General features: G+C 63.4%; 24 protein-coding genes and 1 pseudogene. 10 read left to right on the forward strand and 15 right to left on the reverse strand.

Features of this window, described 5'->3' with window-relative positions:
- Positions 1–13 precede the first annotated feature (13 nt).
- Positions 14–871 (forward strand): NAD-dependent epimerase/dehydratase family protein, encoded by an 858-nt coding sequence (locus H7A76_RS01405; protein WP_185696880.1) that lies wholly within the window; start codon positions 14–16, stop codon positions 869–871.
- A 123-nt stretch (positions 872–994) separates the two neighbouring features.
- Here H7A76_RS01405 and H7A76_RS01410 read toward each other — a convergent pair whose 3' ends face one another.
- From H7A76_RS01410 to H7A76_RS01435, 6 genes are all read right to left on the reverse strand, one after another.
- Positions 995–1,735, reverse strand: coding sequence for a hypothetical protein (locus H7A76_RS01410; RefSeq protein WP_185696881.1), 741 nt, complete (start codon positions 1,733–1,735; stop codon positions 995–997).
- 55 nt (positions 1,736–1,790) lie between these two features.
- A complete protein-coding gene (locus tag H7A76_RS01415) occupies positions 1,791–2,171 on the reverse strand; it encodes a RidA family protein (RefSeq protein WP_003176922.1) in 381 nt (126 codons plus the stop codon).
- A gap of 36 nt (positions 2,172–2,207) precedes the next feature.
- Positions 2,208–4,313, reverse strand: a complete 2,106-nt coding sequence (gene spoT, locus H7A76_RS01420) for a bifunctional GTP diphosphokinase/guanosine-3',5'-bis pyrophosphate 3'-pyrophosphohydrolase (RefSeq protein WP_058435416.1) — start codon at positions 4,311–4,313, stop codon at positions 2,208–2,210.
- 57 nt (positions 4,314–4,370) lie between these two features.
- Positions 4,371–4,634, reverse strand: a complete 264-nt coding sequence (rpoZ, locus tag H7A76_RS01425; RefSeq protein ID WP_007921129.1) for a DNA-directed RNA polymerase subunit omega — start codon at positions 4,632–4,634, stop codon at positions 4,371–4,373.
- 169 nt (positions 4,635–4,803) lie between these two features.
- Positions 4,804–5,424 carry a guanylate kinase gene (gmk, locus tag H7A76_RS01430; protein ID WP_185696882.1) on the reverse strand — a complete coding sequence of 207 codons (621 nt, stop codon included), beginning with the start codon at positions 5,422–5,424 and terminating at the stop codon, positions 4,804–4,806.
- Between the two features lie 10 nt (positions 5,425–5,434).
- Positions 5,435–6,298 carry a YicC/YloC family endoribonuclease gene (locus tag H7A76_RS01435; protein ID WP_185696883.1) on the reverse strand — a complete coding sequence of 288 codons (864 nt, stop codon included), beginning with the start codon at positions 6,296–6,298 and terminating at the stop codon, positions 5,435–5,437.
- A 256-nt stretch (positions 6,299–6,554) separates the two neighbouring features.
- Between H7A76_RS01435 and rph the strand changes: the two genes are divergently transcribed.
- Both rph and H7A76_RS01445 read left to right on the forward strand, forming a co-directional pair.
- Entirely contained in the window at positions 6,555–7,277 is a 723-nt protein-coding gene (gene rph, locus H7A76_RS01440; protein WP_185696884.1) for a ribonuclease PH, read from the forward strand.
- 31 nt (positions 7,278–7,308) lie between these two features.
- Positions 7,309–7,677 carry a DUF4870 domain-containing protein gene (locus H7A76_RS01445; protein ID WP_085594216.1) on the forward strand — a complete coding sequence of 123 codons (369 nt, stop codon included), beginning with the start codon at positions 7,309–7,311 and terminating at the stop codon, positions 7,675–7,677.
- Positions 7,678–7,738: 61 nt separating this feature from the next.
- Here H7A76_RS01445 and H7A76_RS01450 read toward each other — a convergent pair whose 3' ends face one another.
- A complete protein-coding gene (locus H7A76_RS01450; RefSeq protein WP_011064227.1) occupies positions 7,739–8,518 on the reverse strand; it encodes an exodeoxyribonuclease III in 780 nt (259 codons plus the stop codon).
- 81 nt (positions 8,519–8,599) lie between these two features.
- On the opposite strand from H7A76_RS01450, the gene pyrE reads away from it, so the two are divergent.
- Entirely contained in the window at positions 8,600–9,244 is a 645-nt protein-coding gene (pyrE, locus tag H7A76_RS01455; protein WP_185696885.1) for an orotate phosphoribosyltransferase, read from the forward strand.
- A gap of 118 nt (positions 9,245–9,362) precedes the next feature.
- Here pyrE and argB read toward each other — a convergent pair whose 3' ends face one another.
- The 4 genes and pseudogenes from argB to coaBC all read right to left on the reverse strand — a co-directional run bounded on the left by argB (position 9,363) and on the right by coaBC (position 13,621).
- Positions 9,363–10,268, reverse strand: a complete 906-nt coding sequence (gene argB / locus H7A76_RS01460; RefSeq protein WP_085594219.1) for an acetylglutamate kinase — start codon at positions 10,266–10,268, stop codon at positions 9,363–9,365.
- A 24-nt stretch (positions 10,269–10,292) separates the two neighbouring features.
- Positions 10,293–11,693, reverse strand: a pseudogene (locus H7A76_RS01465) (phosphomannomutase/phosphoglucomutase); the annotation flags it as partial.
- A 258-nt stretch (positions 11,694–11,951) separates the two neighbouring features.
- The gene (dut, locus tag H7A76_RS01470; RefSeq protein ID WP_185696887.1) at positions 11,952–12,407 is read right to left on the reverse strand and encodes a dUTP diphosphatase; all 456 of its coding nucleotides are present in this window, start codon (positions 12,405–12,407) and stop codon (positions 11,952–11,954) included.
- A 5-nt stretch (positions 12,408–12,412) separates the two neighbouring features.
- Positions 12,413–13,621, reverse strand: coding sequence for a bifunctional phosphopantothenoylcysteine decarboxylase/phosphopantothenate--cysteine ligase CoaBC (gene coaBC / locus H7A76_RS01475; RefSeq protein ID WP_185696888.1), 1,209 nt, complete (start codon positions 13,619–13,621; stop codon positions 12,413–12,415).
- Between the two features lie 131 nt (positions 13,622–13,752).
- On the opposite strand from coaBC, the gene radC reads away from it, so the two are divergent.
- Positions 13,753–14,427, forward strand: coding sequence for a RadC family protein (gene radC, locus H7A76_RS01480; RefSeq protein WP_185696889.1), 675 nt, complete (start codon positions 13,753–13,755; stop codon positions 14,425–14,427).
- A 43-nt stretch (positions 14,428–14,470) separates the two neighbouring features.
- On the opposite strand, the gene H7A76_RS01485 is transcribed toward radC, so the two are convergent.
- Positions 14,471–16,054: an ABC transporter substrate-binding protein gene (locus tag H7A76_RS01485; RefSeq protein ID WP_185696890.1), complete on the reverse strand. Its 1,584-nt coding sequence runs from the start codon at positions 16,052–16,054 to the stop codon at positions 14,471–14,473.
- A gap of 449 nt (positions 16,055–16,503) precedes the next feature.
- Between H7A76_RS01485 and rpmB the strand changes: the two genes are divergently transcribed.
- Both rpmB and rpmG read left to right on the forward strand, forming a co-directional pair.
- Positions 16,504–16,740 (forward strand): 50S ribosomal protein L28, encoded by a 237-nt coding sequence (rpmB, locus tag H7A76_RS01490; protein WP_185696891.1) that lies wholly within the window; start codon positions 16,504–16,506, stop codon positions 16,738–16,740.
- An 11-nt stretch (positions 16,741–16,751) separates the two neighbouring features.
- The gene (gene rpmG, locus H7A76_RS01495; protein ID WP_003177274.1) at positions 16,752–16,907 is read left to right on the forward strand and encodes a 50S ribosomal protein L33; all 156 of its coding nucleotides are present in this window, start codon (positions 16,752–16,754) and stop codon (positions 16,905–16,907) included.
- A 58-nt stretch (positions 16,908–16,965) separates the two neighbouring features.
- Here the strand turns inward: rpmG and H7A76_RS01500 are convergent, their stop codons facing one another.
- Positions 16,966–17,328: a cupin domain-containing protein gene (locus H7A76_RS01500; RefSeq protein ID WP_185696892.1), complete on the reverse strand. Its 363-nt coding sequence runs from the start codon at positions 17,326–17,328 to the stop codon at positions 16,966–16,968.
- A 239-nt stretch (positions 17,329–17,567) separates the two neighbouring features.
- Here H7A76_RS01500 and H7A76_RS01505 point away from each other — a divergent pair, with 239 nt between their 5' ends.
- Both H7A76_RS01505 and H7A76_RS01510 read left to right on the forward strand, forming a co-directional pair.
- A complete protein-coding gene (locus tag H7A76_RS01505) occupies positions 17,568–19,061 on the forward strand; it encodes an aldehyde dehydrogenase (protein WP_185696893.1) in 1,494 nt (497 codons plus the stop codon).
- Positions 19,062–19,182: 121 nt separating this feature from the next.
- Positions 19,183–20,334 (forward strand): MFS transporter, encoded by a 1,152-nt coding sequence (locus H7A76_RS01510; RefSeq protein ID WP_185696894.1) that lies wholly within the window; start codon positions 19,183–19,185, stop codon positions 20,332–20,334.
- A gap of 3 nt (positions 20,335–20,337) precedes the next feature.
- Here H7A76_RS01510 and H7A76_RS01515 read toward each other — a convergent pair whose 3' ends face one another.
- Positions 20,338–21,906: a phospholipase D family protein gene (locus H7A76_RS01515; protein ID WP_185696895.1), complete on the reverse strand. Its 1,569-nt coding sequence runs from the start codon at positions 21,904–21,906 to the stop codon at positions 20,338–20,340.
- 62 nt (positions 21,907–21,968) lie between these two features.
- On the reverse strand, positions 21,969–23,393 hold the full coding sequence (locus H7A76_RS01520; RefSeq protein WP_185696896.1) for a PLP-dependent aminotransferase family protein: 1,425 nt from the start codon (positions 23,391–23,393) through the stop codon (positions 21,969–21,971).
- 178 nt (positions 23,394–23,571) lie between these two features.
- Between H7A76_RS01520 and H7A76_RS01525 the strand changes: the two genes are divergently transcribed.
- Entirely contained in the window at positions 23,572–23,817 is a 246-nt protein-coding gene (locus tag H7A76_RS01525; protein ID WP_185696897.1) for a DUF1127 domain-containing protein, read from the forward strand.
- Positions 23,818–23,842 lie beyond the last annotated feature (25 nt).

Genomic DNA, 23,842 nt, shown 5'->3' on the forward strand with positions numbered 1-23,842 from the left:
AAGGAGTTTTCTGATGTCTGCCCCCTCTGTTCTGATCGCCGGTTGCGGCGATGTCGGAAGTCGCCTGGCGACTCGGCTGTTGGCCGAGCAATGGCGAGTCCATGGCTTGCGTCGTACGGTGTCGCACCTGCCCCAGGGAGTGCTTGGCGTCGCCGGCGATTTGTTCAGCGAACAGTGCCCGGCCAGCTGGCCCCAGGGGACCCTGGACTACCTGGTGTATTGCGCCGCGGCCACCGAACATGACGAGGCCGGATATCGCGCAGCCTACGTCGAGGGATTGCAACATGTGCTGGGCTGGCTCAAGCAGCACGGCCAGCGCCCCAAGCGCCTGTTGTTCGTGTCCAGCAGCAGCGTCTATGAGCAGAAGGATGGCGAGTGGATCGATGAAACCTCTCCCGCCGAGGCCAATGCCTACTCCGGACGCCTGATGCTGGAGGCGGAACAGGTGGCCCTGGATAGCGGGATCGCCGCCAGCCGGGTGCGCCTCACCGGCATCTATGGTCCGGGCCGCGAGTGGCTGTTGACCCAGGTCCGTCGCGGTTACCGGGTGGCGGTGGAGCCGCCTTTGTATGGCAACCGCATCCATGCCGACGATGCTGCGGGCCTGCTGGCCTGCCTGCTCAAGGCCGATCATGCGGGGGTGGCACTGGAGGATTGCTACATTGGCGTGGACGATGCGCCTGCGCCGCTGGCAGAGGTGGTCGGCTGGCTGCGTGAGTACCTGGGAGTGACGGAGTGGGCGGCGGACTCCAGCGTCCGGCGCACTGGGAGCAAGCGTTGCAGCAACGCCCGGGCGAAGGCCCTGGGTTGGTTGCCAAGCTATCCCAGCTATCGCGAGGGGTATGCGGCGATTCTTAAAGGGCAGGCCTGAGGCCGCGCCTCTGGCTGGTCGCCGCTGGCCAAGGCCGGGGTTGGCTCCCGAGGGGAGCCGCTACCGCCAAGGTGCAGGGCCTTGCGGGCCTTGTGGTCCTCTGCGGCAGCGGTTATCGGCGAATTACTGCTTCTCCAGCAGCCATTGCTGGTTGCCTGGGGTCAGCGATGGGACTTCGTCTGCCAGGGCGGTATTGACCGCCTGGAAGATCTCCAGCTGCTGATCCTTGCGCACGAAGATCCAGGAGTTGCCGCGCCCATTGAGCTGCAGCCAGATGCTATCGTTGCCGCCACTCATCGAGGCGCAGTCGCCAGCCAGGCACAGGGCATAGCGGTCCACGCCCGGCAGGCCCTGTACTGCGCCATCGGCCTGGAACTCCACGCTGTTGCCCAGCCCCGTTCCGTTGACGATCTTCCACTTGCCCCCCAGGTACGCCGAGTACAGGGCGCGCTCGAAGTTGGCCCCCAGGGGCGCGCCCTCGGGGGCCGGCTCCTTGGGACGGTCGAAGACTTGCTCGGGCTCGTTGTCGTTGGCGACCTGGAGCAGTCGCTTGCCGTTGCGCTTGAGTTCGGTGGGGGCGCTGCCGTAGACCTCGATCTTGACGGAGTCGGCGCTTTCGCTGGGCAGCTTGCCTTCGACAGTCTCGAAACCATTGGTGTAGCGGGCCTGGCCAGCCTTGGTGTTGATCTCCCACTCCAGGGTCGGGCCATTGGCCTGGAGGGCTTCACGCAAAGGTCCGCCCTTGGAGGCGGCGTCGATCGCTACCTGATTGATCCAGATGCCGCCGACATCGTGTTTGGCAGGGTCGCTGGTACAGCCGCCGAGCATTGCGGCGAGCAGCGAAACAGCTAGCGCTTTGCGCATGATGAAATCCTTTCAGAACGAAAACGGCGCGGCCTGGACGGCCGCGCCGAGGGTGTCACTCGATGACCAGAATGGCATCCATTTCAACCTGTGCACCCTTTGGCAGGGCGGCCACGCCGATGGCGGCGCGAGCTGGGTAGGGCTGTTCGAAGTATTTGCCCATGATCTCGTTGACCTTGGCGAAGTGGCTCAGGTCGGTGAGGAAGATGTTCAGCTTGACGATGTCCTTGAACGAGCCACCAGCAGCCTCGGCGACCGACTTGAGGTTCTCGAATACCTGGACGGTCTGGGCTTCGAAGCCTTCGACCAGCTCCATGGTCTTTGGATCCAGCGGGATCTGGCCCGACATGTAGACGGTGTTGCCAGCCTTGATCGCCTGGGAGTAGGTACCGATGGCGGCCGGGGCCTTGTCGCTGGTAATAACGGTCTTGGTCATGAATGACTCCTTGTAATGGGCGGGCTTTGCAGCGGGTTAGGCACGCATGCGGGTGATGCGGATGACTCCGATCAGGGCGCGCAGTTTCTTGATCACGCGGGCCAGGTGCACGCGGTCGTGCACGCTGACCACCAGTTGGACCACGCTGATGCGGCCATCGCGTTCGTCCATGCTGATTTTCTCGATGTTGCCGTCGGCGGCGTTGACGCTGCTGGCCAGCAGGGCGATCAGGCCACGCTGGTGCTCCAGCTCGACGCGCAGCTCGACGTTGAACTCGCCGGTGACATCCTTGGCCCAGGACAGCTGGATGCATTTTTCCGGGTTGTGGCGGATTTCGCTGATGTTGCGGCAGTTTTCCAGGTGCACCACCATTCCCTTGCCGGCCGACAGGTGGCCGACGATGGGGTCGCCCGGGATCGGTGTGCAGCATTTGGCATAGCTCAGCACCAGGCCTTCGGTGCCGCGGATGGCCAGCGGGCCTTCCGGGCTCGGCAGTTGTTCGCCTTCGCCCAGCAGGCGGCGGGCCACGACGTAGGCCATGCGGTTGCCCAGGCCGATGTCTTCCAGCAGGTCTTCGATCAGTTCCAGGCGGTATTCGTGGAGGATTGCCTGGACTCGTTCGGCGGGGATCTTCTCCAGGGCGCTGTCGAAACCGTTGAGCACCTTGTTCAGCAGGCGCTCGCCGAGGCTGATGGACTCGGAGCGACGCTGCAGCTTGAGGGCGTGGCGAATGTGGGTGCGGGCCTTGCCAGTGACCACGAAGTTGAGCCAGGCCGGATTCGGCCGGGCGCCCGGGGCGCTGACGATTTCCACGGTCGAGCCGCTTTGCAACGGTTCGGACAGTGGCGCCAGGCGGCGATTGATGCGGCAGGCGATGCAGCTGTTGCCCACGTCGGTGTGCACCGCGTAGGCGAAGTCGACCGCCGTGGAGCCCTTGGGCAGCTCCATGATCCGGCCCTTGGGCGTGAAGACGTAGACCTCGTCCGGGAACAGGTCGATCTTCACGCTCTCGATGAATTCCAGGGAGTTACCGGCCCGTTGCTGCATCTCCAGTACGCCCTTGACCCATTGGCGGGCGCGGGCGTGGGTGCCCTTCGGCTGCTCGTCGCCGCTGGACTTGTACAGCCAGTGGGCGGCGATGCCGTTGTTGGCCATCTCTTCCATTTCGCGGGTGCGGATCTGGATCTCGATCGGCACCCCGTGCATGCCGAACAGCGTGGTATGCAGCGACTGGTAGCCGTTGGCCTTGGGAATGGCGATGTAGTCCTTGAAGCGCCCGGGCAGCGGCTTGTACAGGTTGTGTACGGCGCCGAGCACGCGATAGCAGGTATCGACCTTGTCGACGATGATCCGGAACGCGTAGACATCCATGATCTCGTTGAAGGCCCGACGCTTGCCGCGCATCTTCTTGTAGATGCCGTAGAGGTGTTTCTGGCGGCCGCTGACTTCGCCCTGGATGCCGTCGATAGCCAGGCAGTGGCCCAGGGATTCCTCGATCTTGTTGACGATTTCCTTGCGATTGCCCCGGGCGCGCTTGACCGCCTGGTAGATCCGCGCGGAGCGCATCGGGTGCATGGCCTTGAAGCCCAGGTCCTCGAACTCGATGCGCACGGTATGCATGCCCAGGCGGTTGGCAATGGGTGCGTAGATTTCCAGGGTTTCCTTGGCGATCCGCCGGCGCTTCTCGCCGGACAGCACTTCCAGGGTGCGCATGTTGTGCAGGCGGTCGGCCAGCTTGACCAGGATCACGCGGATATCGCGCGCCATGGCCATGGCCATCTTCTGGAAGTTCTCGGCCTGGGCTTCGGCCTTGGTCTCGAAGTTCATCTGGGTCAGTTTGCTGACCCCATCGACCAGTTCGGCCACGGTCTCGCCAAACTGGGCGCTGAGCGCTTCCTTGGCGATCCCGGTATCTTCGATCACGTCATGCAGCATCGCGGCCATCAGGCTCTGATGGTCCATGTGCATGTCGGCAAGAATGTTCGCGACCGCCAGTGGGTGCGTGACGTACGCCTCGCCGCTGCGACGGCGTTGACCATCATGGGCTTGTTCGGCGTAGAAATACGCTCGGCGGACCAGGTTCACCTGGTCCGTGCCGAGATAGGTCGATAAGCGATCGGCGAGGGCGTCTATGCTCGGCATGATGTCTCCTGCCGTAGGCTGTGATCCCGCGCCGTGCTACGTCGACCAGGCATAGGCTTAGACGGCCTCGTTGGACTCGTCCTCGAAAGCAGCGAAAAGCGGCTCGTCTTCAACGATCTCGGCTTCGGCGATGGCTGCGTAATCGATCAGGCCTTCAGCGATTTCGCGCAGGGCGACAACGGTAGGCTTGTCGTTTTCCCATGCTACTTTCGGCTCTTTGCCGCCAGTGGCCAGCTGACGGGCACGCTTGGTAGAGAGCATGACCAGCTCAAAGCGGTTATCCACGTGTTCTAGGCAGTCTTCAACGGTTACGCGGGCCATGGTCTTCCTCGTAGCAAATGCGATAGGCGCGGTGCCCGGATGGGCGAGCGGACTCAACAGTTTAAAAAATCACCAGCGTTTAGGGAAGCGCTGATTTTTTGAACAAACCCTTCAACGCGCTGCAAGGACCAATGTAAAGCGCTTGCGGCGGTTTTGGGAAGTGCTGTTTTCAACCCAGCAATTCAGCCAGCAATTTGCCGAAACGCTGTTGCTGGCGCTTCTGCTGCAGCTGGTTGGTGCGGAAAATCGCTTTTAGGTCGTCCAGGGCATGGGCGAAGTCGTCGTTGATGATCAGGTAGTCATAGTCGACGTAGTGGCTCATCTCGCTGACCGCTTCACGCATCCGGCCTTCGATGATCTCGTCGCTGTCCTGGCCGCGATTGGTCAGGCGCTGGCGCAAGGCTTGCTGGGATGGCGGCAAGATGAAGATCGAGCGTGCCTGGGGCATCAGCTTGCGCACCTGCTCGGCGCCCTGCCAGTCGATTTCCAGGATCAGGTCGTGGCCTTCGTCCAGGGTTTGCTGCAGATGGCTCCGGGAGGTTCCGTAGAGGTTGCCGAAGACTTCGGCGCGCTCGAGGAAGTCGCCGTGCTCGATCATCCGCACGAACTCTTCGCGCTCGACGAAGTGGTAGTTCACTCCGTCGGTCTCGCCCGGGCGCATGGCGCGGGTCGTGTGGGAGATCGAGACGCGGATGCTGGCATCGGCGTCGATCAGGGCCTTGACCAGGCTGGTCTTGCCCGCGCCCGAGGGGGCGGAAATGATGTACAGGGTGCCGGTGCTGTGGGTCATGTCAGTTGCCTTACTCAATGTTCTGCACTTGTTCGCGCATCTGCTCGATCAACACCTTGAGGTTGACCGCAGCCTGGGTGCTGCGCGGGTCGAAGGCCTTGGAGCCCAGTGTGTTGGCTTCGCGGTTGAGCTCCTGCATCAGGAAATCCAGGCGCCGGCCGGCGGCGCCGCCGGACTTGAGCACGCGGCGCACTTCGATGATGTGGGTGCTCAGGCGATCCAGTTCTTCGGCGACGTCGCTCTTCTGCGCCAACAGGACCATCTCCTGCTCGAGGCGGGTCGGGTCCAGCTCGGTTTGCATGTCGGCAAAGCGATCGAGGATTTTCTGGCGCTGGGTCGAGAGCATCTGCGGAACCAGTTCGCGCAGGGTCGCCACGTCTTCTTCTATAGAGGACAGGCGTTCGTTGATCAGTCGGGCCAGCTCGGAGCCTTCGCGCTCGCGGCCATTCTTCAATTCCTTCAGGCCCTGGTTGAACAGCGCCAGGGCGTCGTTGTTCAGCGCCTGTGGGTCGTTGGCGTCCGCGACCAGGACTCCTGGCCAGGCCAGGACTTCCAGGGGGTTGAGCGCTGCTGGTTGTTTGATCAGGCCGGCAACGGACTCGGCGGCGGCCACCAACTGCGCTGCGCGCTCACGGTCGACCTGCAGTGGCTTGCCGGTGGTTTCCTCGGTGAAGCGCAGGGTGCACTCGACCTTGCCGCGCGACAAGCCCTGGCGCAGGGCTTCGCGGACCGCGCCTTCCAGGTCGCGAAAGGCTTCGGGCAGGCGCAGGTGCGGTTCCAGGTAGCGACTGTTGACCGAGCGCAATTCCCAGCTCAGGGTGCCTTGGGTGCCGGCCCGTTCTACCCGGGCGAAGGCGGTCATGCTGTGCACCATGGAGGTCCCTCCGATTCAGCGCCGGCGCCAACCGCCAGTGGGTTAGGTGGGCTGATAGTGATGAATTAAAGCCGACAGGCTGCGAAGGCGCAGGATTGTAGCGCAGTGCGGTGGTAGCCCCCAAACCTTGGCGCGGGCTTATCGTGACAGGGCTTTGCCGGGGCAAATTGACCTTTGGCGGTTTTTGGTCTGCCCTGGCGCGGTCGCGGGCTTTATAATGTCCGGCAGTTTTCCGTCCTCGTACAGGTGTTCCTCTATGAAACGTCCAAGTGGTCGCGCTGCCGATCAGCTCCGCTCGATCCGCATCACCCGCAACTACACCAAACACGCCGAGGGCTCCGTACTGGTCGAGTTTGGCGATACCAAAGTGATCTGCACGGTCAGCGTCGAGAACGGTGTGCCGCGCTTCCTCAAGGGGCAGGGCCAGGGTTGGTTGACCGCCGAATACGGCATGCTGCCGCGTTCCACCGGTGAGCGTAACCAGCGCGAAGCCAGCCGTGGCAAGCAGGGCGGCCGGACCCTGGAGATCCAGCGCCTGATCGGCCGTTCGCTGCGCGCCGCGCTGGACATGTCCAAGCTTGGCGACATCACCTTGTATGTCGATTGCGATGTGATCCAGGCCGATGGGGGCACTCGTACCGCATCCATCACTGGTGCCATGGTGGCCTTGGTGGACGCCCTGAAAGTGATCAAGAAGCGCGGCGGCCTGAAGGCGGGCGATCCGCTCAAGCAGATGATCGCCGCGGTCTCCGTGGGCATGTACCAGGGCGAGCCGGTGCTGGACCTGGACTACCTTGAGGACTCGGCGGCCGAGACCGACCTCAACGTGGTCATGACCAGCACAGGCGGTTTCATCGAGGTCCAGGGCACTGCCGAAGGTGCGCCGTTCCAGCCGACCGAACTGAATGCGATGCTGGCCTTGGCCCAGCAGGGCATGACTGAGATCTTCCAACTGCAACAGGCTGCCCTCGCCGATTGATCCAGGCGGCCGCCATGGCAAGGAGAGCGTTATGAGTGATGAGCAACTTCCGCTGCCTACGCCGAGCCATGAGGTTCGGCAATGGGCAATGTTCTGTCACCTGTCTGCCTTGCTGGGGCTGTGGATTCCGTTCGGTACGCTGATCGGGCCGCTGATCCTCTGGCAGATGAAGCGCGAGACCGATCCCTTCATCGATGCCCAGGGCAAGGAGGCGCTGAACTTCCAGTTGACGGTCGCCATTGCCTCGGCGGTGTGCTTCCTGCTGATGTTCGTGCTGATCGGCTTCGTCCTGTTCGGCCTGCTGGCGTTGGGCGCCCTGGTGCTGACCATCATCGGCGGCGTCAAGGCCGGGGAGGGCGTGCCTTATCGGTATCCCTTCACCTGGCGGCTGGTCAAGTAGATCGAGCGAGCACAAAAAAGCCGACACTATGTCGGCTTTTTTGTGGGGTATGCAAGGACGCTTAGATGGTCAGCGTCCAGTCATAGTCCACGATCAGCGGTGCGTGCTGAGAGAAGCGCGGCTGGCGCGGCAGGCGCGCGCTCCGTACGAAGCGCCGCAGGCCGGGAGTCAGCAGCTGGTAGTCGAAGCGCCAGCCCAGGTTGAGCATTTCGGCCTGCTCGTTGTCCGGCCACCAGCTGTACTGGTCGCCTTCACGGCTGACTTCGCGCAGGGCGTCGACATAACCCATGTTGCCGATGATCTCGTCCATCCAGGCGCGTTCGGGCGCCAGGAAACCCGGAGACTGCTGGCTGTCACGCCAGTTCTTGATGTCCAGCTTCTGTTGCGCCACGTACAGCGAGCCACAGTAGATGTACTCGCGCCGCTTGCGCCGCTGCTTGTCCAGGTAACGGGCGAAGTCGTCCATTAACTTGAACTTCTGGTTCAAGTCTTCATCGCCGTTCTGCCCTGATGGAAGCAGCAAGGTCGCGATGCTGACCTTGTCGAAATCGGCTTGCAGGTAGCGCCCGTAACGATCGGCTGTTTCAAAGCCGAGGCCGCTGATGACCGCCTTCGGCTGCAACCGCGAGTACAAAGCCACGCCACCTTGGGCGGGTACTTCGGCATCGCAGGCATAAAGGAAGTAGCCGTCCAGTTGGAAGGCTGGGTCGTCCAGTTCAAAGGCGGAGGCGCGGGTGTCCTGCAGGCAGATGACGTCGGCATTCTGTGCCTGCAGCCAACTGAGCAAACCGCGCTCGACTGCAGCCTGAATACCATTGACGTTCACACTGATGATCCGCATAAATGGCCCCAAAAATCACGTGCGTGTATGATACCCGAGCTCTACCTAATTAGCTAAATCCGTGGTATCTGGGGTTTTTTCATGCAGGCGTATCAGCGCGATTTCATTCGTTTTGCCATCGATCGCGGGGTTTTGCGCTTCGGTGAGTTCACCCTGAAGTCCGGGCGTACCAGTCCCTACTTCTTCAATGCCGGCCTGTTCAACAGCGGCACGGCCCTGGCCCAGCTGGGGCGTTTCTATGCTGCGGCGATCGTCGATAGCGGCATTTCCTTCGATGTGCTGTTCGGGCCGGCCTACAAGGGCATTCCCCTGGCTGCGGCGACCGCGGTCGCCCTGGCCGAGCATCACCAGCGCGACCTGCCCTGGTGCTTCAATCGCAAGGAAGCCAAGGCCCATGGCGAGGGTGGCAGCCTGGTGGGGGCGCCGTTGACTGGCGATGTGCTGATCGTCGACGACGTGATCACTGCTGGCACGGCCATTCGCGAAGTGATGCAGATCATCGGTTCCCAGGACGGCGCCAAGGCGGCCGGCGTGTTGATCGCCCTGAACCGCCAGGAGCGTGGCAACGGCGAGCTGTCGGCGATCCAGGAAGTCGAGCGCGACTTCGGTATTCCGGTAGTAAGCATCGTTTCCTTGAACCAGGTCCTGGAATTCCTGGCCGATGACCCGCAGCTCAAGCAGCATCTGCCGGCAGTGGAAGCCTACCGCACGCAATTCGGCGTCTGAGGTACTGGGGCGGGGCTTGTCTGGCACACCGATGTCGAGGGCAAGCCCCGCTCCTGTAGAAGGCGCAAAAAAAGACCCCGCCAGGCCAAGCCAGGCGGGGTCTTTTTTATTGCAGTGCTTAAGGACGCTTGCGATTGCTGATCAGGGTGCCGACACCGGTATCGGTGAAGATTTCCAGCAGGATCGCGTTGGGCACGCGACCATCGATGATCAGCGAGCTGCCAACGCCGCCCTGTACCGCTTCCAGGGCGCAGCGGATCTTCGGCAGCATGCCGCCGTAGATGGTGCCGTCGGCGATCAGCTCATCCACTTGCTGGGTGCTCAGGCCGGTCAAGACCTTGCCCGATTTGTCCATCAGGCCGGCAATGTTGGTCAGCAGCATCAGCTTCTCGGCTTTCAGGGCTTCGGCTACCTTGCCGGCCACCAGGTCGGCGTTGATGTTGTAGGACTCGCCATTGGCGCCCACGCCGATCGGTGCGATCACCGGGATGAAATCGCCCTTGACCAGCAGGTTCAGCAGGTCGGTATTGATCCCTTCCACTTCGCCCACATGGCCGATGTCGATGATTTCCGGAGTGGTCATTTCCGGCGTCTGGCGGGTCACGGTGAGTTTCCTGGCCCGGATCAGCTCGGCGTCCTTGCCGGTCAGGCCGATGGCGCTGCCGCCATGACGGTTGATCAGGTTGACGATGTCCTTGTTCACCTGGCCACCGAGGACCATCTCCACCACGTCCATGGTCTGCGCGTCGGTCACGCGCATGCCATCGACGAAGTGGCTTTCGATCGACAGGCGCTTGAGCAGGTCGCCGATCTGCGGGCCACCGCCGTGTACGACTACCGGGTTTATCCCTACAGCCTTCATCAACACGATGTCGCGGGCGAAGCCGGTTTTCAGCTCCTCGCTTTCCATAGCGTTGCCGCCGTACTTGATCACCAGGGTCTTGCCGACATAGCGGCGGATATAAGGCAGCGCTTCGGATAGGACCTTGGCGGTATTGGCGGCGGCATCGCGTTCGATGGTCATTCAGGGCTCCGGTGCTTCAAACAATCAAAACGGTAGTTGGAGATCAGGTGCAACACGTTTCAGTTGGACATGGAACACGTCCTTAATCCGCTGCAGTTCGGCTGCATTGTCAGCCTCGAAGCGCAGCACCAGCACAGGGGTGGTATTGGAGGCGCGAACCAGGCCCCAGCCCTTGGCATAGTCGACTCGCACCCCGTCAATGGTGGTCAGGTTGGCACCCTCGCCCCACTGTGCGTCGTGCAAGGCATCAATGATGCTGAATTTGCTTTCTTCGGTCACATGGATATTGATTTCCGGCGTGGAAATATCGTTCGGGAAGGTGGCGAACAGCTCTTCCGAAGTGGCTTTTTCCTTGCTGAGGATCTCCAGCAGGCGTGCCGCGCTGTAGATGCCGTCATCGAAACCGAACCAGCGTTCCTTGAAGAACACGTGGCCGCTCATCTCGCCGGCCAGCAGGGCGCCGGTCTGCTTCATTTTCTTCTTGATCAACGAATGACCGGTTTTCCACATTAACGGGCGGCCGCCATATTCCTTGATCAGTGGCACCAGGCGCCGGGTGCATTTGACGTCGAAGATGATTTCCGCGTCCGGGTTGCGCGCCACCACATCCTTGGCGAAGAGCATCAGCAGGCGATCGGGGAAGACGATGCTGCCGGTGTCGGTCACCACCCCGACCCGGTCGCCATCACCGTCGAAGGCCAGGCCCAGGTCGGCCCCGGTTTCCTTGACCTTGGCGATCAGGTCCTCGAGGTTCTCGGGTTTGCCCGGGTCCGGGTGGTGGTTGGGGAAGTTGCCATCCACCTCGCAGAACAGCGGGATGACTTCGCAGTTCAGGGCTTCGATCAGTTGCGGGGCAATGACCCCGGCGGCGCCGTTGCCGCAATCGACCACCACCTTCAGGCGGCGGGCCAGCTTCACGTCCCGGGTGATCTCCTCGAGATAGCGCGGCAGGATATCGACCTTGGTGACACTGCCCTGGGCGCTGCTCAGGTTGTTGCTCTTGAGGCGCTCGTGCAGGGCCTGGATCTGTTCGTTGGCCAGGGTGTCGCCAGCGATGACGATCTTGAAGCCGTTGTAGTTCGACGGGTTGTGGCTGCCGGTGAGCATCACCCCGGATTTGCCTGCCAGTACGTTGGCTGCGTAGTACAAGGCCGGGGTCGGGACCAGGCCGACATCGCTGACGTGGCAGCCGCTGTCATGCAGGCCCTGGATCAGCTGAGCCACCAGTTCTGGTCCGGACAGGCGGCCGTCACGGCCGACGCAAACGTTGGGTTCGCCCTGGGCCAGGCTCTGGGAGCCGATGGCGCGGCCGATCCAGTAGGCGGTTTCGGCGTTCAGGGTTTCCGGTACAACGCCACGGATGTCGTAGGCGCGGAAGATGCTGTCGGGAAGTTTCGGGGCGACTTTGGCTGCGGTGCTCATCACTGAGGGTGCTCCATCTGAAGGGGGTGCGGTACGGCCGTGGAATGACAGGCCGGCAGGCTCAAACTGAAGGGTATGACGGCGTTTTCAGCATAGAGTTCGTACTGCGAAAGTGCCATCGGGGGGTTATGGCTGGTGTGCCATCAGCCTGAAGCCGGGGCGGTTGGGGCGGATTCGCCGGCGATGACCGACGATCGTTCATCCTGAAATTTCCCAGGTGAGATGATCGGGCCGGGCAGGGCGCCCGGCCCGCAGCCAGCCTCAATGGCTACCGGAGTGGCCGAAACCGCCAGCGCCGCGCTGGCTTTCGTCGAACGCCTCGACCACCTCGAAGTGGGCCTGGACCACAGGTACCAGCACCAACTGGGCGATGCGCTCGCCGACAGCGATGTTGAAGGCAGCCTGGCCGCGGTTCCAGCAGGACACCATCAGTTCGCCTTGGTAGTCCGAGTCGATCAGGCCCACGAGGTTGCCCAGCACGATGCCGTGTTTATGGCCCAGGCCGGAGCGGGGCAGGATCAGGGCGGCCAGGCCCGGGTCGCCGATGTAGACCGACAGGCCGGTAGGGATCAGCAAGGTCTGGCCCGGTTCCAGTACGGTGTCTTCCTTGAGCATGGCGCGCAGGTCAAGGCCGGCGGAGCCTGGCGTGGCGTACTGCGGCAGGGGGAATTCGCTACCGAGGCGTGGGTCGAGGATCTTGGCTTGTAAAGCGTGCATGCGAGTTAAACCTGGTTCAGCCGTTCGGCGATGAAAGAGATCAGCTGGCGGGCAATCTTGCCTTTGCTGGTCTGGGCGAAGAGGGTTGCGTGCAACTCTCGGTCAATCACGCTGCAGGCGTTTTCCTCGCTGTTGAAGCCAATGCTCGGGTTGGCCACGTCGTTGGCGACGATCAGGTCGAGGTTCTTGTCCTTCAGTTTGCGTGCAGCGTAGTCGAGCAGGTGTTCGGTCTCGGCGGCGAAGCCGACGCTGAATGGGCGGTCAGGACGGGTGGCGATGGTGGCCAGGATGTCCGGATTACGCACCATCTGCAGCAGCAGGCCGTCACCGTTCGTAGGGTCTTTCTTTAATTTTTGTGGGGCAACGACTTCGGGACGGTAATCCGCGACCGCCGCAGAGGCGATGAAAACGTCGCATGGAATGGCCGCCTCGCAGGCTGCCAGCATGTCGCGAGCGCTGACGACGTCGATCCGCGTGACTCGGTCGGGGGTTGGCAAGTGCACCGGGCCAGTGATCAGGGTGACCCGGGCGCCGGCTTCGACGGCGGCCTCGGCCAGGGCGAAGCCCATTTTCCCTGAGCTATGGTTGGTGATGTAGCGCACCGGGTCGATGTTTTCCTGGGTCGGCCCGGCGGTGATCAGTACGTGCTTGCCGGTCAGGGCCAGGTGCTGGAAGCAGTCGGCGGCGCACCGCGCCAGGTCGTTGGCTTCGAGCATGCGGCCCAGGCCGACATCGCCGCAGGCCTGGCTGCCGGAGGCCGGGCCGAATACTCGCAGGCCGCGGCTCTGCAGGAGTTGGGTGTTGGCCTGGGTGGCGGGGTCGCGCCACATGGCCTGGTTCATGGCCGGGGCGATGGCCACGGTGGCGTCGGTGGCCAGGACCAGGGTGGTCAGCAGGTCATCGGCGATGCCCTGGGCCAGGCGGGCGATCAGGTCGGCCGTGGCCGGGGCGATCAACACCAGGTCGGCCCACTTGGCCAGCTCGATGTGGCCCATGGCGGCTTCAGCCGCCGGGTCCAGCAGGTCGAGGTGGACCGGATGCCCGGAGAGGGCCTGGAGGGTCAGCGGGGTGATGAATTCACAGCCGCCCCGGGTCATGACCACGCGCACTTCGGCGCCCTGGTCGAGGAGTCGGCGAACCAGCTCCGCGCTCTTGTAGGCGGCAATGCCGCCACCGACGCCGAGCACGATGCGTTTGCGATACAGCCGCTGCATAGGCCTGTCTTTCCGTTCAGAGATTACTGCGTGGAGTCCCCCTCCCCAGGTGAAATACCACGCAAAAAGAGGGGGGCTAAGATAGCACAGCGTCCGCCATGGAACAGCGGCGCCATGCACAGGGAGGTGTGATGAGCATTCGTGATTGGCCCGCGGCGGAGCGCCCGCGGGAACGGCTTCTGGAGCAGGGTGCGCTCAGTCTTTCCGATGCCGAGTTGCTGGCGATCTTCCTGCGCACCGGTATCGCCGGCAAGAGCGCGGTCGACCTGGCCCGGCTACTGTTGCAGCGTTTTGGCAGCCTGCGCAGCCTGTTGGAAGCGGACCAGCTGACCTTCACCCGCCAGCCGGGGTTGGGGCCGGCCAAATATGCGCAGTTGCAGGCCGTGCTGGAAATGGCCCGGCGCAACCTGGCGCAGGAGTTGCGTCGGCACTCCGCGTTGGAGAACCCACTGGTGGTGCGCGACTACCTGAAGTCGATGCTGCGGCATGAGCCCCATGAGGTGTTCGGCTGCCTGTTCCTGGACACCAAGCATCGAGTCCTGGCGTTCGAGATCCTGTTCCATGGCTCGATCGATAGCACCACGGTGCATCCGCGCCAGGTGATCAAGCGCACCCTGGCCCACAACGCCGCGGCGGTGATCCTCTGCCACAACCACCCGTCGGGCATTTCCGATCCCAGCCCCGCGGACCGGGTGCTCACCCGGCGCTTGCAGCAGGCATTGGAACTGATCGATGTCAGGGTGCTGGACCACTTCATCATCGGGGAGGGGGATCCGTTGTCGATGGCAGAGTACGGCTGGCTCTGATCCCGAGGCAAGCCCGCGGCTTGCCTCGGAGGGAGTGGCGGGATTAGCGGAAGCTGACCTTGGAGTAGTCCTGGCGGCCGAAGGGGCTCACCTGGTAGTCCTGGACCTGCTTGCGGGTCAGGGCGAAGGCGGTCGGGTGGGCCAGGGGCAGCCATAGTGCTTGCTGCTGGATCTGGGTCTGGGCCTGCTGGTACAGCTTGCTGCGTACGCCTTGCTCGCTGGTGGTCTTGCCCGCGGTGATCAGCTTATCCAGGTTCTGGTCGCAATAGCGGGCGAAGTTGGTCCCGGACGTGACCGCCGCGCAGGTGAACTGCGGCGAGAGGAAGTTATCCGGGTCGCCGTTGTCGCCGGCCCAGCCCATGAACAGCAGGTCGTGCTCGCCGGCCTTGGCCCGGCGGATCAGTTCGCCCCATTCGATCACGCGGATCTCCGCCTGGATCCCCACCTGGGCCAGGTCCGACTGGAGCATTTGCGCGCCCAGGCTTGGGTTGGGGTTGAGCAGGCTGCCGGAAGGGCGGGTCCAGATAGTGGTCTGGAAGCCGCTCTTGAGTCCGGCCTTGGCCAGGAGCTGGCGGGCTTTCTCGGGGTCGAAGGCGTAGCCCGGCAGTTCCTTGGCGTAGCTCCAGGTGTTGGGCGGGTAGGGGCCATTGGCCGCTTCGGCGGTGCCTTCGAAGACCGCCTTGAGGTAGCTGGCCTTGTCGAATGCCAGGTTGATCGCCTGGCGCACCTCGGGTTTATCCAGTGGCGGGTGCTGGCTGTTGATGGCGACGAAGGCGGTCATGAAGGCCGCGGTGTGCTCGACCTTCAGCGCTGGGTCGGCGCTGGCGGCCTGGACGTCCAGGGGCTTGGGCGACAAGGCGATCTGGCATTCGTTGCGCCGCAGCTTCTGCAGGCGCACGTTGGCGTCCGGGGTGATGGCGAAGATCAGCGTGTCCACTGCCGGCTTGCCGGCGAAGTAGTCGCGGTTGGCCTTGTAGCGGATCGCGGCGTCCTTCTGGAAGCGGCTGAAGATGAACGGTCCACTGCCGATCGGTTGGCTGTTGAGCTTTTCCGGGGTGCCGGCCTTGAGCAACTGGTCGGCGTATTCCGCGGAATAGATCGAGGCGAAGCCCATGCTCAAGGTAGCGAGGAAGGTCGAGTCGGCGTGGTCCAGGGTGAAGCGCACGGTCAGCGGGTCCAGGGCGTCGATCTTCCTGATCAGGCCGGGAAGCTGCAGGGACTGGGCGTGGGGAAAGCCGCTCTGGGCTACCTGGTGCCAGGGGTTGGCCGGGTCGAGCATGCGTTCGAAGCTGAACTTGACGTCCTCGGCGGTCATCTCGCGGCTGGGGCTGAAGTATTCGGTACGGTGGAATTTCACCTTCGGATGCAGCTTGAACACATAGGTCAACCCGTCGGACGAAATCTCCCAGCTTTCAGCCAGGCTGGGGACCACCTTGCCACTGCTGGCATCGAATTCCACCAGGCGGTTCATCAATACGTCGGCGGAAGCGTTGGTGGTGGTCAGCGAATTGTATTGCACCACGTCGAAGCCTTCCGGGCTGGCTTCGGTGCAGACGCTCAGCGCGGCGGCCTGGGCCAATGGGCTCAAGAGGGGGGCGAGCAGGAGCGGGAGGGCGGCGAGACGCATGGTCGGGTTCCTTGTGCAGATCGAAGGCCCATCTGCGAGTGCAGTCTGGAATTGCCTTACCCTAGTGACCTCGTGGGAAAATGACTATCCCTTTCGTACCGTCCAACTGCCGCCAGGAGGCTGACTGTGGACCTGCTGGAGGGTTGCCCTGCAGCGTTGGCGGCGCCTGGAAAGTATTCAGCGACGAGTGGTCATTTTCTGCGATAGCCTTTGCCGCAGGCGTCCGACGCAAGAAAATCAGGAGTTTTCATCATCTCGAGCACAGCGGCTGTTGTTGCTATGGGGTCTTTCTGGTATAAAGCAGCGCTCTTTTCTAGGGGCCCGGTTCCTTGCACCTGCAGGCGTAGCCGGTAAGACCCTAAAGAAACGCGGCGCCTGGCGCCAAATGACTGAGAGATTAAGCGGCCAACCCATGCCGGGTTGGGCATGTGGTTTTAGAGGGCTGAGGCATGTCTAGAGTCTGTCAAGTTACCGGTAAGGGTCCGGTGACTGGGAATAACATTTCCCACGCAAACAACAAAACCCGTCGTCGTTTCCTGCCGAACCTGCAGCATCACCGCTTCTGGGTTGAGTCCGAGAAACGCTTCGTGCGTCTGCGCGTATCTGCCAAAGGCATGCGCATCATCGACAAGCGCGGCATCGACGCCGTTCTGGCCGAAATCCGTCGCGATGGCGGCAAGGTTTAAGGGAGCTAATCATGCGTGAATTGATTCGTTTGATCTCGAGCGCCGGTACTGGTCACTTCTACACTACCGACAAGAACAAGCGTACTACTCCGGACAAAATCGAGATCAAGAAATACGATCCGGTTGTTCGCAAGCACGTGATCTACAAAGAAGGCAAAATCAAGTAATTGATTTTTCTTCTGACAAAAAAACCCGCCTTCAAGCGGGTTTTTTTGTGCCTGCGATTCAGGCTTTCTGTTCGAAGGCCACGTAGACCTTGCGGCAGGGTTCCAGCACTTCCCAGGTGCCCCTGAAGCCGGCCGGGATCACGAAACGGTCGCCCGCGCGCAGGGTCTTGGCGTTGCCGTCGTCGTCGCGCAGGACCGACACGCCCTGCAGGATCTCGCAGTATTCATGCTCGGTGAAGTTCACCGTCCACTGGCCTACGGCGCCTTCCCAGATCCCGGCATTGAGTTGGCCGCAGGGGCTGGCGTAGTGGTTGAGCACCGCTTGCTCGGGGTCGCCCTTGAGGATCTTTTCTGCGGCGGGCCGATAGCGTTCGACCTCGGTGGCGGCCTGGCTGAAGTCGACGACGTTGTGGATGCTCATTGCTGGATTCCCCCGTGATTACGGCGCGAGTGGCTATGAAGGGCAGAGTCTATGTTTATTAAAATGCACATAGCAATCCGGTTTGCCCGGGCTCTGTCAAATATATTGAAAGTACCGGTCCCGCTGGTTTAGGGTGGCGAGTGCCTCGGGCCGAAGACAGGCTGGCCGGGCAGAATTCTTCAAGAGTGCCAGCGTCGTTCGCGCGGCGCTTGCATCCACAACAAGAGGAGGATACTCGCATGACCACCCTGACTCGTGCCGACTGGGAACAACGCGCCCGGGAACTGAAGATCGAAGGCCGCGCCTACATCAACGGTGAATACACCGCTTCGGTTTCCAACCAAACCTTCGAATGCATCAGCCCGGTAGACGGTCGTGTGCTGGCCACCATCGCCAGCTGCGATGCGGCGGACGCCCAGCGCGCCGTGGAAAATGCCCGCGCCACCTTCAATTCCGGTGCCTGGTCGCGCCTGGCCCCGGCCAAGCGCAAGTCGGTGATGATCCGTTTCGCCGGCCTGCTCAAGCAGCACGCCCAGGAGCTGGCCCTCCTGGAAACCCTGGACATGGGCAAGCCCATCACCGACTCCCTGGAGATCGACGTTCCCGGCGCGGCGCAGGCCCTGAGCTGGAGTGGCGAGGCCATCGACAAGATCTACGACGAAGTCGCCGCCACTCCCCATGACCAGTTGGGCCTGGTCACCCGTGAGCCGGTGGGCGTGGTCGCGGCCATCGTGCCGTGGAACTTCCCGCTGATGATGGCCTGCTGGAAGCTGGGGCCGGCGCTGTCTACCGGCAACTCGGTGATCCTCAAGCCGTCGGAGAAGTCGCCCCTGACCGCGATCCGCATCGCCGCCCTGGCGGTGGAGGCCGGGATTCCCGCCGGTGTGTTCAACGTGCTGCCAGGCTACGGCCATACCGTCGGCAAGGCCCTGGCCCTGCACATGGACGTGGACACCCTGGTATTCACCGGTTCCACCAAGATCGCCAAGCAACTGCTGGTGTACTCCGGCGAGTCGAACATGAAGCGCGTCTGGCTCGAGGCCGGCGGCAAGAGCCCGAACATCGTGTTCGCCGATGCCCCCGACCTGCAGGCCGCCGCCGAGTCCGCGGCCAGTGCCATCGCCTTCAACCAGGGCGAGGTCTGCACCGCCGGCTCGCGCCTGCTGGTGGAGCGCTCCATCAAGGACAAGTTCCTGCCCATGGTGCTCGAGGCCCTCAAGGCCTGGAAACCGGGCAACCCGCTGGACCCGGCCACCAATGTCGGGGCCCTGGTGGATAGCCAGCAGATGAACACCGTGCTGTCCTATATCGAGGCCGGCCATGCCGACGGCGCCAAGCTGCTGGTCGGCGGCAAGCGCACCCTGGAGGAAACCGGCGGTACCTATGTCGAGCCGACGATCTTCGACGGCGTCAGCAACGCGATGAAGATCGCCCAGGAAGAGATCTTTGGCCCAGTGCTGTCGGTCATCACCTTCGACACCGCCGAAGAAGCGATCCAGATTGCCAACGACACTCCCTATGGGCTGGCGGCAGCGGTATGGACCGCGAACATTTCCAAGGCCCACCAGGCTGCCCGGGCCTTGCGCGCCGGCAGTGTATGGGTCAACCAGTACGACGGCGGCGACATGACCGCGCCGTTCGGTGGCTTCAAGCAATCGGGCAACGGCCGTGACAAGTCGCTGCACGCATTCGACAAGTACACCGAGCTCAAGGCGACCTGGATCAAGCTCTGAGTCCCTTGTTCCAGCCCGTCCCTGAAGGGGCGGGCGATCGCAGCGCAGCCGGGCTTTCCGCAAGGGAAGTCCGGCTGTGTTGTCTGTGCCTTGCAGAACAATGATCCACAGGAGCGTGGAAATGCGTTGGGCGACCTATTTCGCCGTTTTGTCCGCTGTCCTGAGCGTGGGCCTGGCCCTGGGCATGACGATGCCGCTGGTGTCCTTCCGTCTCGAAGGTTGGGGCTACGGGCCCTTTGCAATCGGCGTGGTCGCGGCGATGCCGGCCATCGGCGTATTGCTCGGGGCGAAGATTTCCAATCGCCTGGCGGCCCGCCTTGGCACCGCCAGCCTGATGCGCCTGTGCCTGTGGGCCGGGGCGATGTCCATCGGCTTGCTGGCGCTGTTGCCCAGCTACCCGGTGTGGCTGGTGCTGCGGCTGGTCCTGGGCATGGTGCTGACCATCATCTTCGTGCTCGGGGAAAGCTGGATCAACCAGCTGGTTGTAGAGCAGTGGCGCGGGCGGCTGGTGGCACTGTATGGCAGCGGCTACGCCCTGAGCCAGCTGGCCGGACCCTTGCTGCTGGGTGTGCTGGGCACCGAGCATGACTACGGCTTCTGGGTGTCGGTCGGCCTGTTGGCGGTGGCGCCCTTGCTGCTGCTGGGGCGCAGCGGCGCCCCGGCCACCGAGTCGTGCAGCGTGACCCTGAAGGACCTCTGGCTCTTCTGCCAGGCATTGCCGGCGATTGGCTGGGCGGTGGCGCTGTTCGCCACCTTCGAGGCGCTGATCCTCACCCTGTTGCCGGTGTATTGCCTGAGCCAGGGCTTCAGCGAGGAGATCGCCCTGGCGATGGTCAGCACCGTGGTGGTGGGCGATGCGCTGCTGCAATTGCCGATCGGCGCCCTGGCCGACCGGATATCGCGGCGTGGGTTGTTCACCGGCTGCGCGGTGATCCTGCTGTGTTCCAGCCTGGCCATTCCGCTGCTGCTGGATAACCGCTGGCTGATCTGGCCGCTGTGGGTGCTGTTCGGCGCGAGCGCCGGTGGCTTGTTCACCCTGTCGCTGATTCTGATCGGCGAGCGCTATCGTGACGACGCGCTGGTGCGGGCCAATGCCCACGTGGCCCAGCTCTGGGGGATCGGCTGTCTGGTCGGTCCCCTGGTGGCGGGGGCGGGCAGCCAGTGGGTCAGTGGCCATGCCATATTGCTGCTGGTGGCGGCCGGAGCCTTCGGGTTGCTGCTCCTGCTGCGGTGCCCGGGCGCCTTCGGTAGCCCCCAGGCCCAGCCGTCGTAGTGGCTAGAGCATGCGTTCCAGGCCGATGCGGGTGCTCAGCCAGGCGTTGATCCGGCGCCACCAGCTGCCGGGCTCGTGGTCCAGGCTGTGCAGCCGGCCCTGGTCCTCGGTGACCCAGGTCAGCTTGCCGCCCTCCAGCCTGACCTCGTAGCTCAGGGCCGGGGCCATACCCTGCCGGGCCAGCTCGCGCACGTGGCCGGCCAGCTCCGGGCTGTCCACCAGCACCCCGACCTCGGTGTTCCACAACACTGAACGCGGGTCGAAATTGAACGAGCCGATGAAGCTCTTGCGCTGGTCGAAGATCATCGCCTTGCTGTGCAGGCTGGAGTCGGAGCCATGCACGGCGCCGCTGTGGAACAGCCGTGGCCCGCTGCCGCCATGCTTCCCAGGCTGGCGTCGCAGTTCATAGAGTTTTACTCCATGCTCCAGCAGCGCCTTGCGATAGGGCGCGTAGCCGCCATGCACCACCGGGACATCGGTGGCTTCCAGGGAGTTGGTCAGCAAGCTCACCGCGACCCCGGCATCGGCGCGGCCCGTCAGGTACACCAGGCCGGACTGGCCGGGGACGAAGTAGGCCGAGACCATGACCAGCTCCTGGCTCACGCGCCGTAGTTCCGGTGCCAGCTGGGTGGTCAGCAACAGTTGCGGATCGGGGTCGCCCTTGGCCAGGACCTTGGTCGGCGCGTCCCACAGGGCCTGGTTCCAGGCCCAGATCAGTTCCTTGCGCCAGAGCTCCAGGCGCGGTTGGGTCTGATAGGCCAGCAGCTGTCGATACAGCGCCTGGTTCTGCCGGCGGCTGTCTTGCAGCGATTGCTCCAGGCGCAGCCGGGTATTGTCCAGGTCACGGGCCGACGGGGCTCGGGACAGGAACCCATCCACCGGCTTGCTCAGGGCGCTGTTCCAGTACTGATCGAAACTGTGGCTCAACTGCTCGGCTACCGGGCCGACGCTGAGCATGTCGATGTCGGTGAAGTTCAGGTTGGGCTCGGCATCGAAGTACTCATCCCCCAGGTTGCGCCCACCGACGATGGCCACGCTGTTGTCGGCCAGCCACAGCTTGTTGTGCATCCGCCGATGTTGCTGCGAGAGGTTGAACAGGCGGCCCATGGAGCGGGTGAGGACGGTGCTGCGCCCCAGGTGCAGGGGGTTGAACAGGCGGATCTGGATCTGCGGGTGGGCCGCCAGGGTGGCGATGATCTGGTCCAGGCCGTCGCTGGTGGTGTCGTCCAGCAAGATACGCACCCGCACGCCGCGATCGGCGGCCTTGAGCAGTTCGTCCACCAGCATCCGTGTGCTGATGCCGTCGTGGACGATGTAGTACTGCAGGTCGAGGCTGCTTTGCGCGCGGCGAATCAATTCGGCCCGGGCGATGAACGCCTCGGTGCTGTTGGGCAGCAGGCGAAAGCCCGAGCGTCCTTGGTAGGGAGCGGCCTGGGCCTTGATCGACTGGGCGAACGCCGAGTCGGTGGCGGCCAGGGCCTGGCTGGGCCGGGGTGGCGCTGGTGGAGTGGCGCAGCCGCCGAGCCCGAGGCCCAGCAGCAGAAGCAAGGAGAACGCCTGTTTACGGCTCAAGTCGGGTCATCTCGTATCACTGCACGGGGTACCTGCCTGGCTTGGGACGAAAGGGGCAGGCGTCAGTCCTGGATGTCGCTGAGTAGCTGGCTGGCCGCGGCGCCGACCTTGCGCACCGCGTCCTCGATCTGCGGGGTTGGCTTGGCAGCGTAGTTCATCCGCAGGCAATTGCGGTATTTGCCCGAGGCGGAAAAGATGCTGCCCACGGCGATCTGCACCCCCTGGTCCAGCAGGATGCGGTTGAGCTTCAGAGAGTCGAAGCGCTCGGGAAGTTCGATCCACAGCAGGAAGCTGCCTTGCGGGCGGCTGGCGCGGGTGCCAGCGGGAAAGTAGCGGCTGACCCAGTCCAGCATCAGGTCGCGGTTGCGCTGGTACTGGTTGCGCATCTTGCGCAGGTGGGGCTCGAAATGGCCGCCCTTGAGGAACTCGGCGATGGCCACCTGGGGTTGCGGAGCCGTGGAGCCGGTGCTGATGTATTTCATGTGCAGCACCCGTTCCAGGTAGCGCCCGGGGGCTACCCAGCCGATGCGCAGGCCGGGCGCCAGGGTTTTCGAGAACGAACTGCACAGCAGCACGCGCCCATCATCGTCGAAGGACTTGATGGTCCGTGGGCGCGGGTAGGTGTAGGCCAGTTCGCCATACACATCGTCTTCGATGATCGCCACGTCGAAGCGCTGGGCCAGGGTCAGCAAGGCACGCTTGCGCTGCTCGGGCATGATGTAGCCCAGGGGGTTGTTGCAGTTCGGGGTCAACTGTATGGCCTTGATCGGCCACTGTTCCAGGGCCAGTTCCAAGGCTTCCAGGCTGATGCCGCTGACCGGGTCGGTGGGGATTTCCAGGGCCTTCATGCCCAGGCCCTTGAGGGTCTGCATGGCGCCGTGGAAGCTCGGCGAGTCCACGGCGACGATATCCCCGGGCTGGCAGATGGCGCGGATGCTGGTGGACAGCGCTTCATGGCAACCGGTGGTGATCACCAGGTCGTTGGCGCCCACCTGGCAGCCTGAATCCAGCATCAACCGCGCGACCTGCTCGCGCAGCTCCAGCACGCCGTAGATGTTGTCGTAATGCAGGCCGGGCATGTCCTGGCGGCGGCTGAGCCGGGCCAGGGCCCGCAGCAGCGGCTTCATGGTCGGCGTGGTGATATCCGGCATGCCGCGTCCCAGCTGTACCACGTCCTTGCGCGGCACCGCGCGGACCAGTTCCAGCACCTGGTCCCACTGGGAAATCTCCACCGGCCGCTGAGCCGGGCGGCCCACTGCGGGCAGGGCCGGCAGTTCGCGGCTGGGCGGAACGAAATAGCCCGACTTGGGCTTGGGCATCGCCATGCCGTTGTCCTCGAGCAGGCGATAGGCCTGCTGCACCGTGCTCAGGCTGACCCCATGCTCGAGGCTCAAGGCACGCACCGACGGCAGCCGGTCACCGGGGCGGTAGAAGCCCTGTTCGATGCGGGTGCCCAGAAGTTCGGCGAGATTCACATAGAGGGTCATGCTGTTGCCTCGTAGTGGTAGGCGTGAGGACCGGTACAGATCGGCAAAAAATCCAGGATTCAGCAGGATTTTGGCTAAATCTGTATGGAGTTAATACAGATGCTTTGGCTCTGTATTGGTTTTCGCTTGACACGCATCATGTCGGCTCATGGCAACTTGAGCAACAGGAGCGATGCAGATGAACGGCTTGAGCGATGTGCGGCTGTCGTTACACGGTCAGGAACTGGTGGCGGAGCAGGAACAGGCAGTGGAGCGAGCATCGTCCCGTTCCGCGCCTTCCGGCCTCGGCCGCTGGGGCTTGTACTGGCATCGGCTGAGCACGCGCAGGGCCCTGCTGGAGATGCCGGCCGAACAATTGCGGGATATCGGCCTGAGCCCTGACGAAGCCCGGCAGGAAGGGCTCAAGCCCTTCTGGCGGCGGTAGCGGAGCTTGCCTGCCAGGGTCGTCG

The sequence above is a fragment of the Pseudomonas sp. MSSRFD41 genome (genome assembly GCF_014230245.1).
In the GTDB taxonomy this organism is placed as follows: Bacteria; Pseudomonadota; Gammaproteobacteria; order Pseudomonadales; family Pseudomonadaceae; genus Aquipseudomonas; species Aquipseudomonas piscis.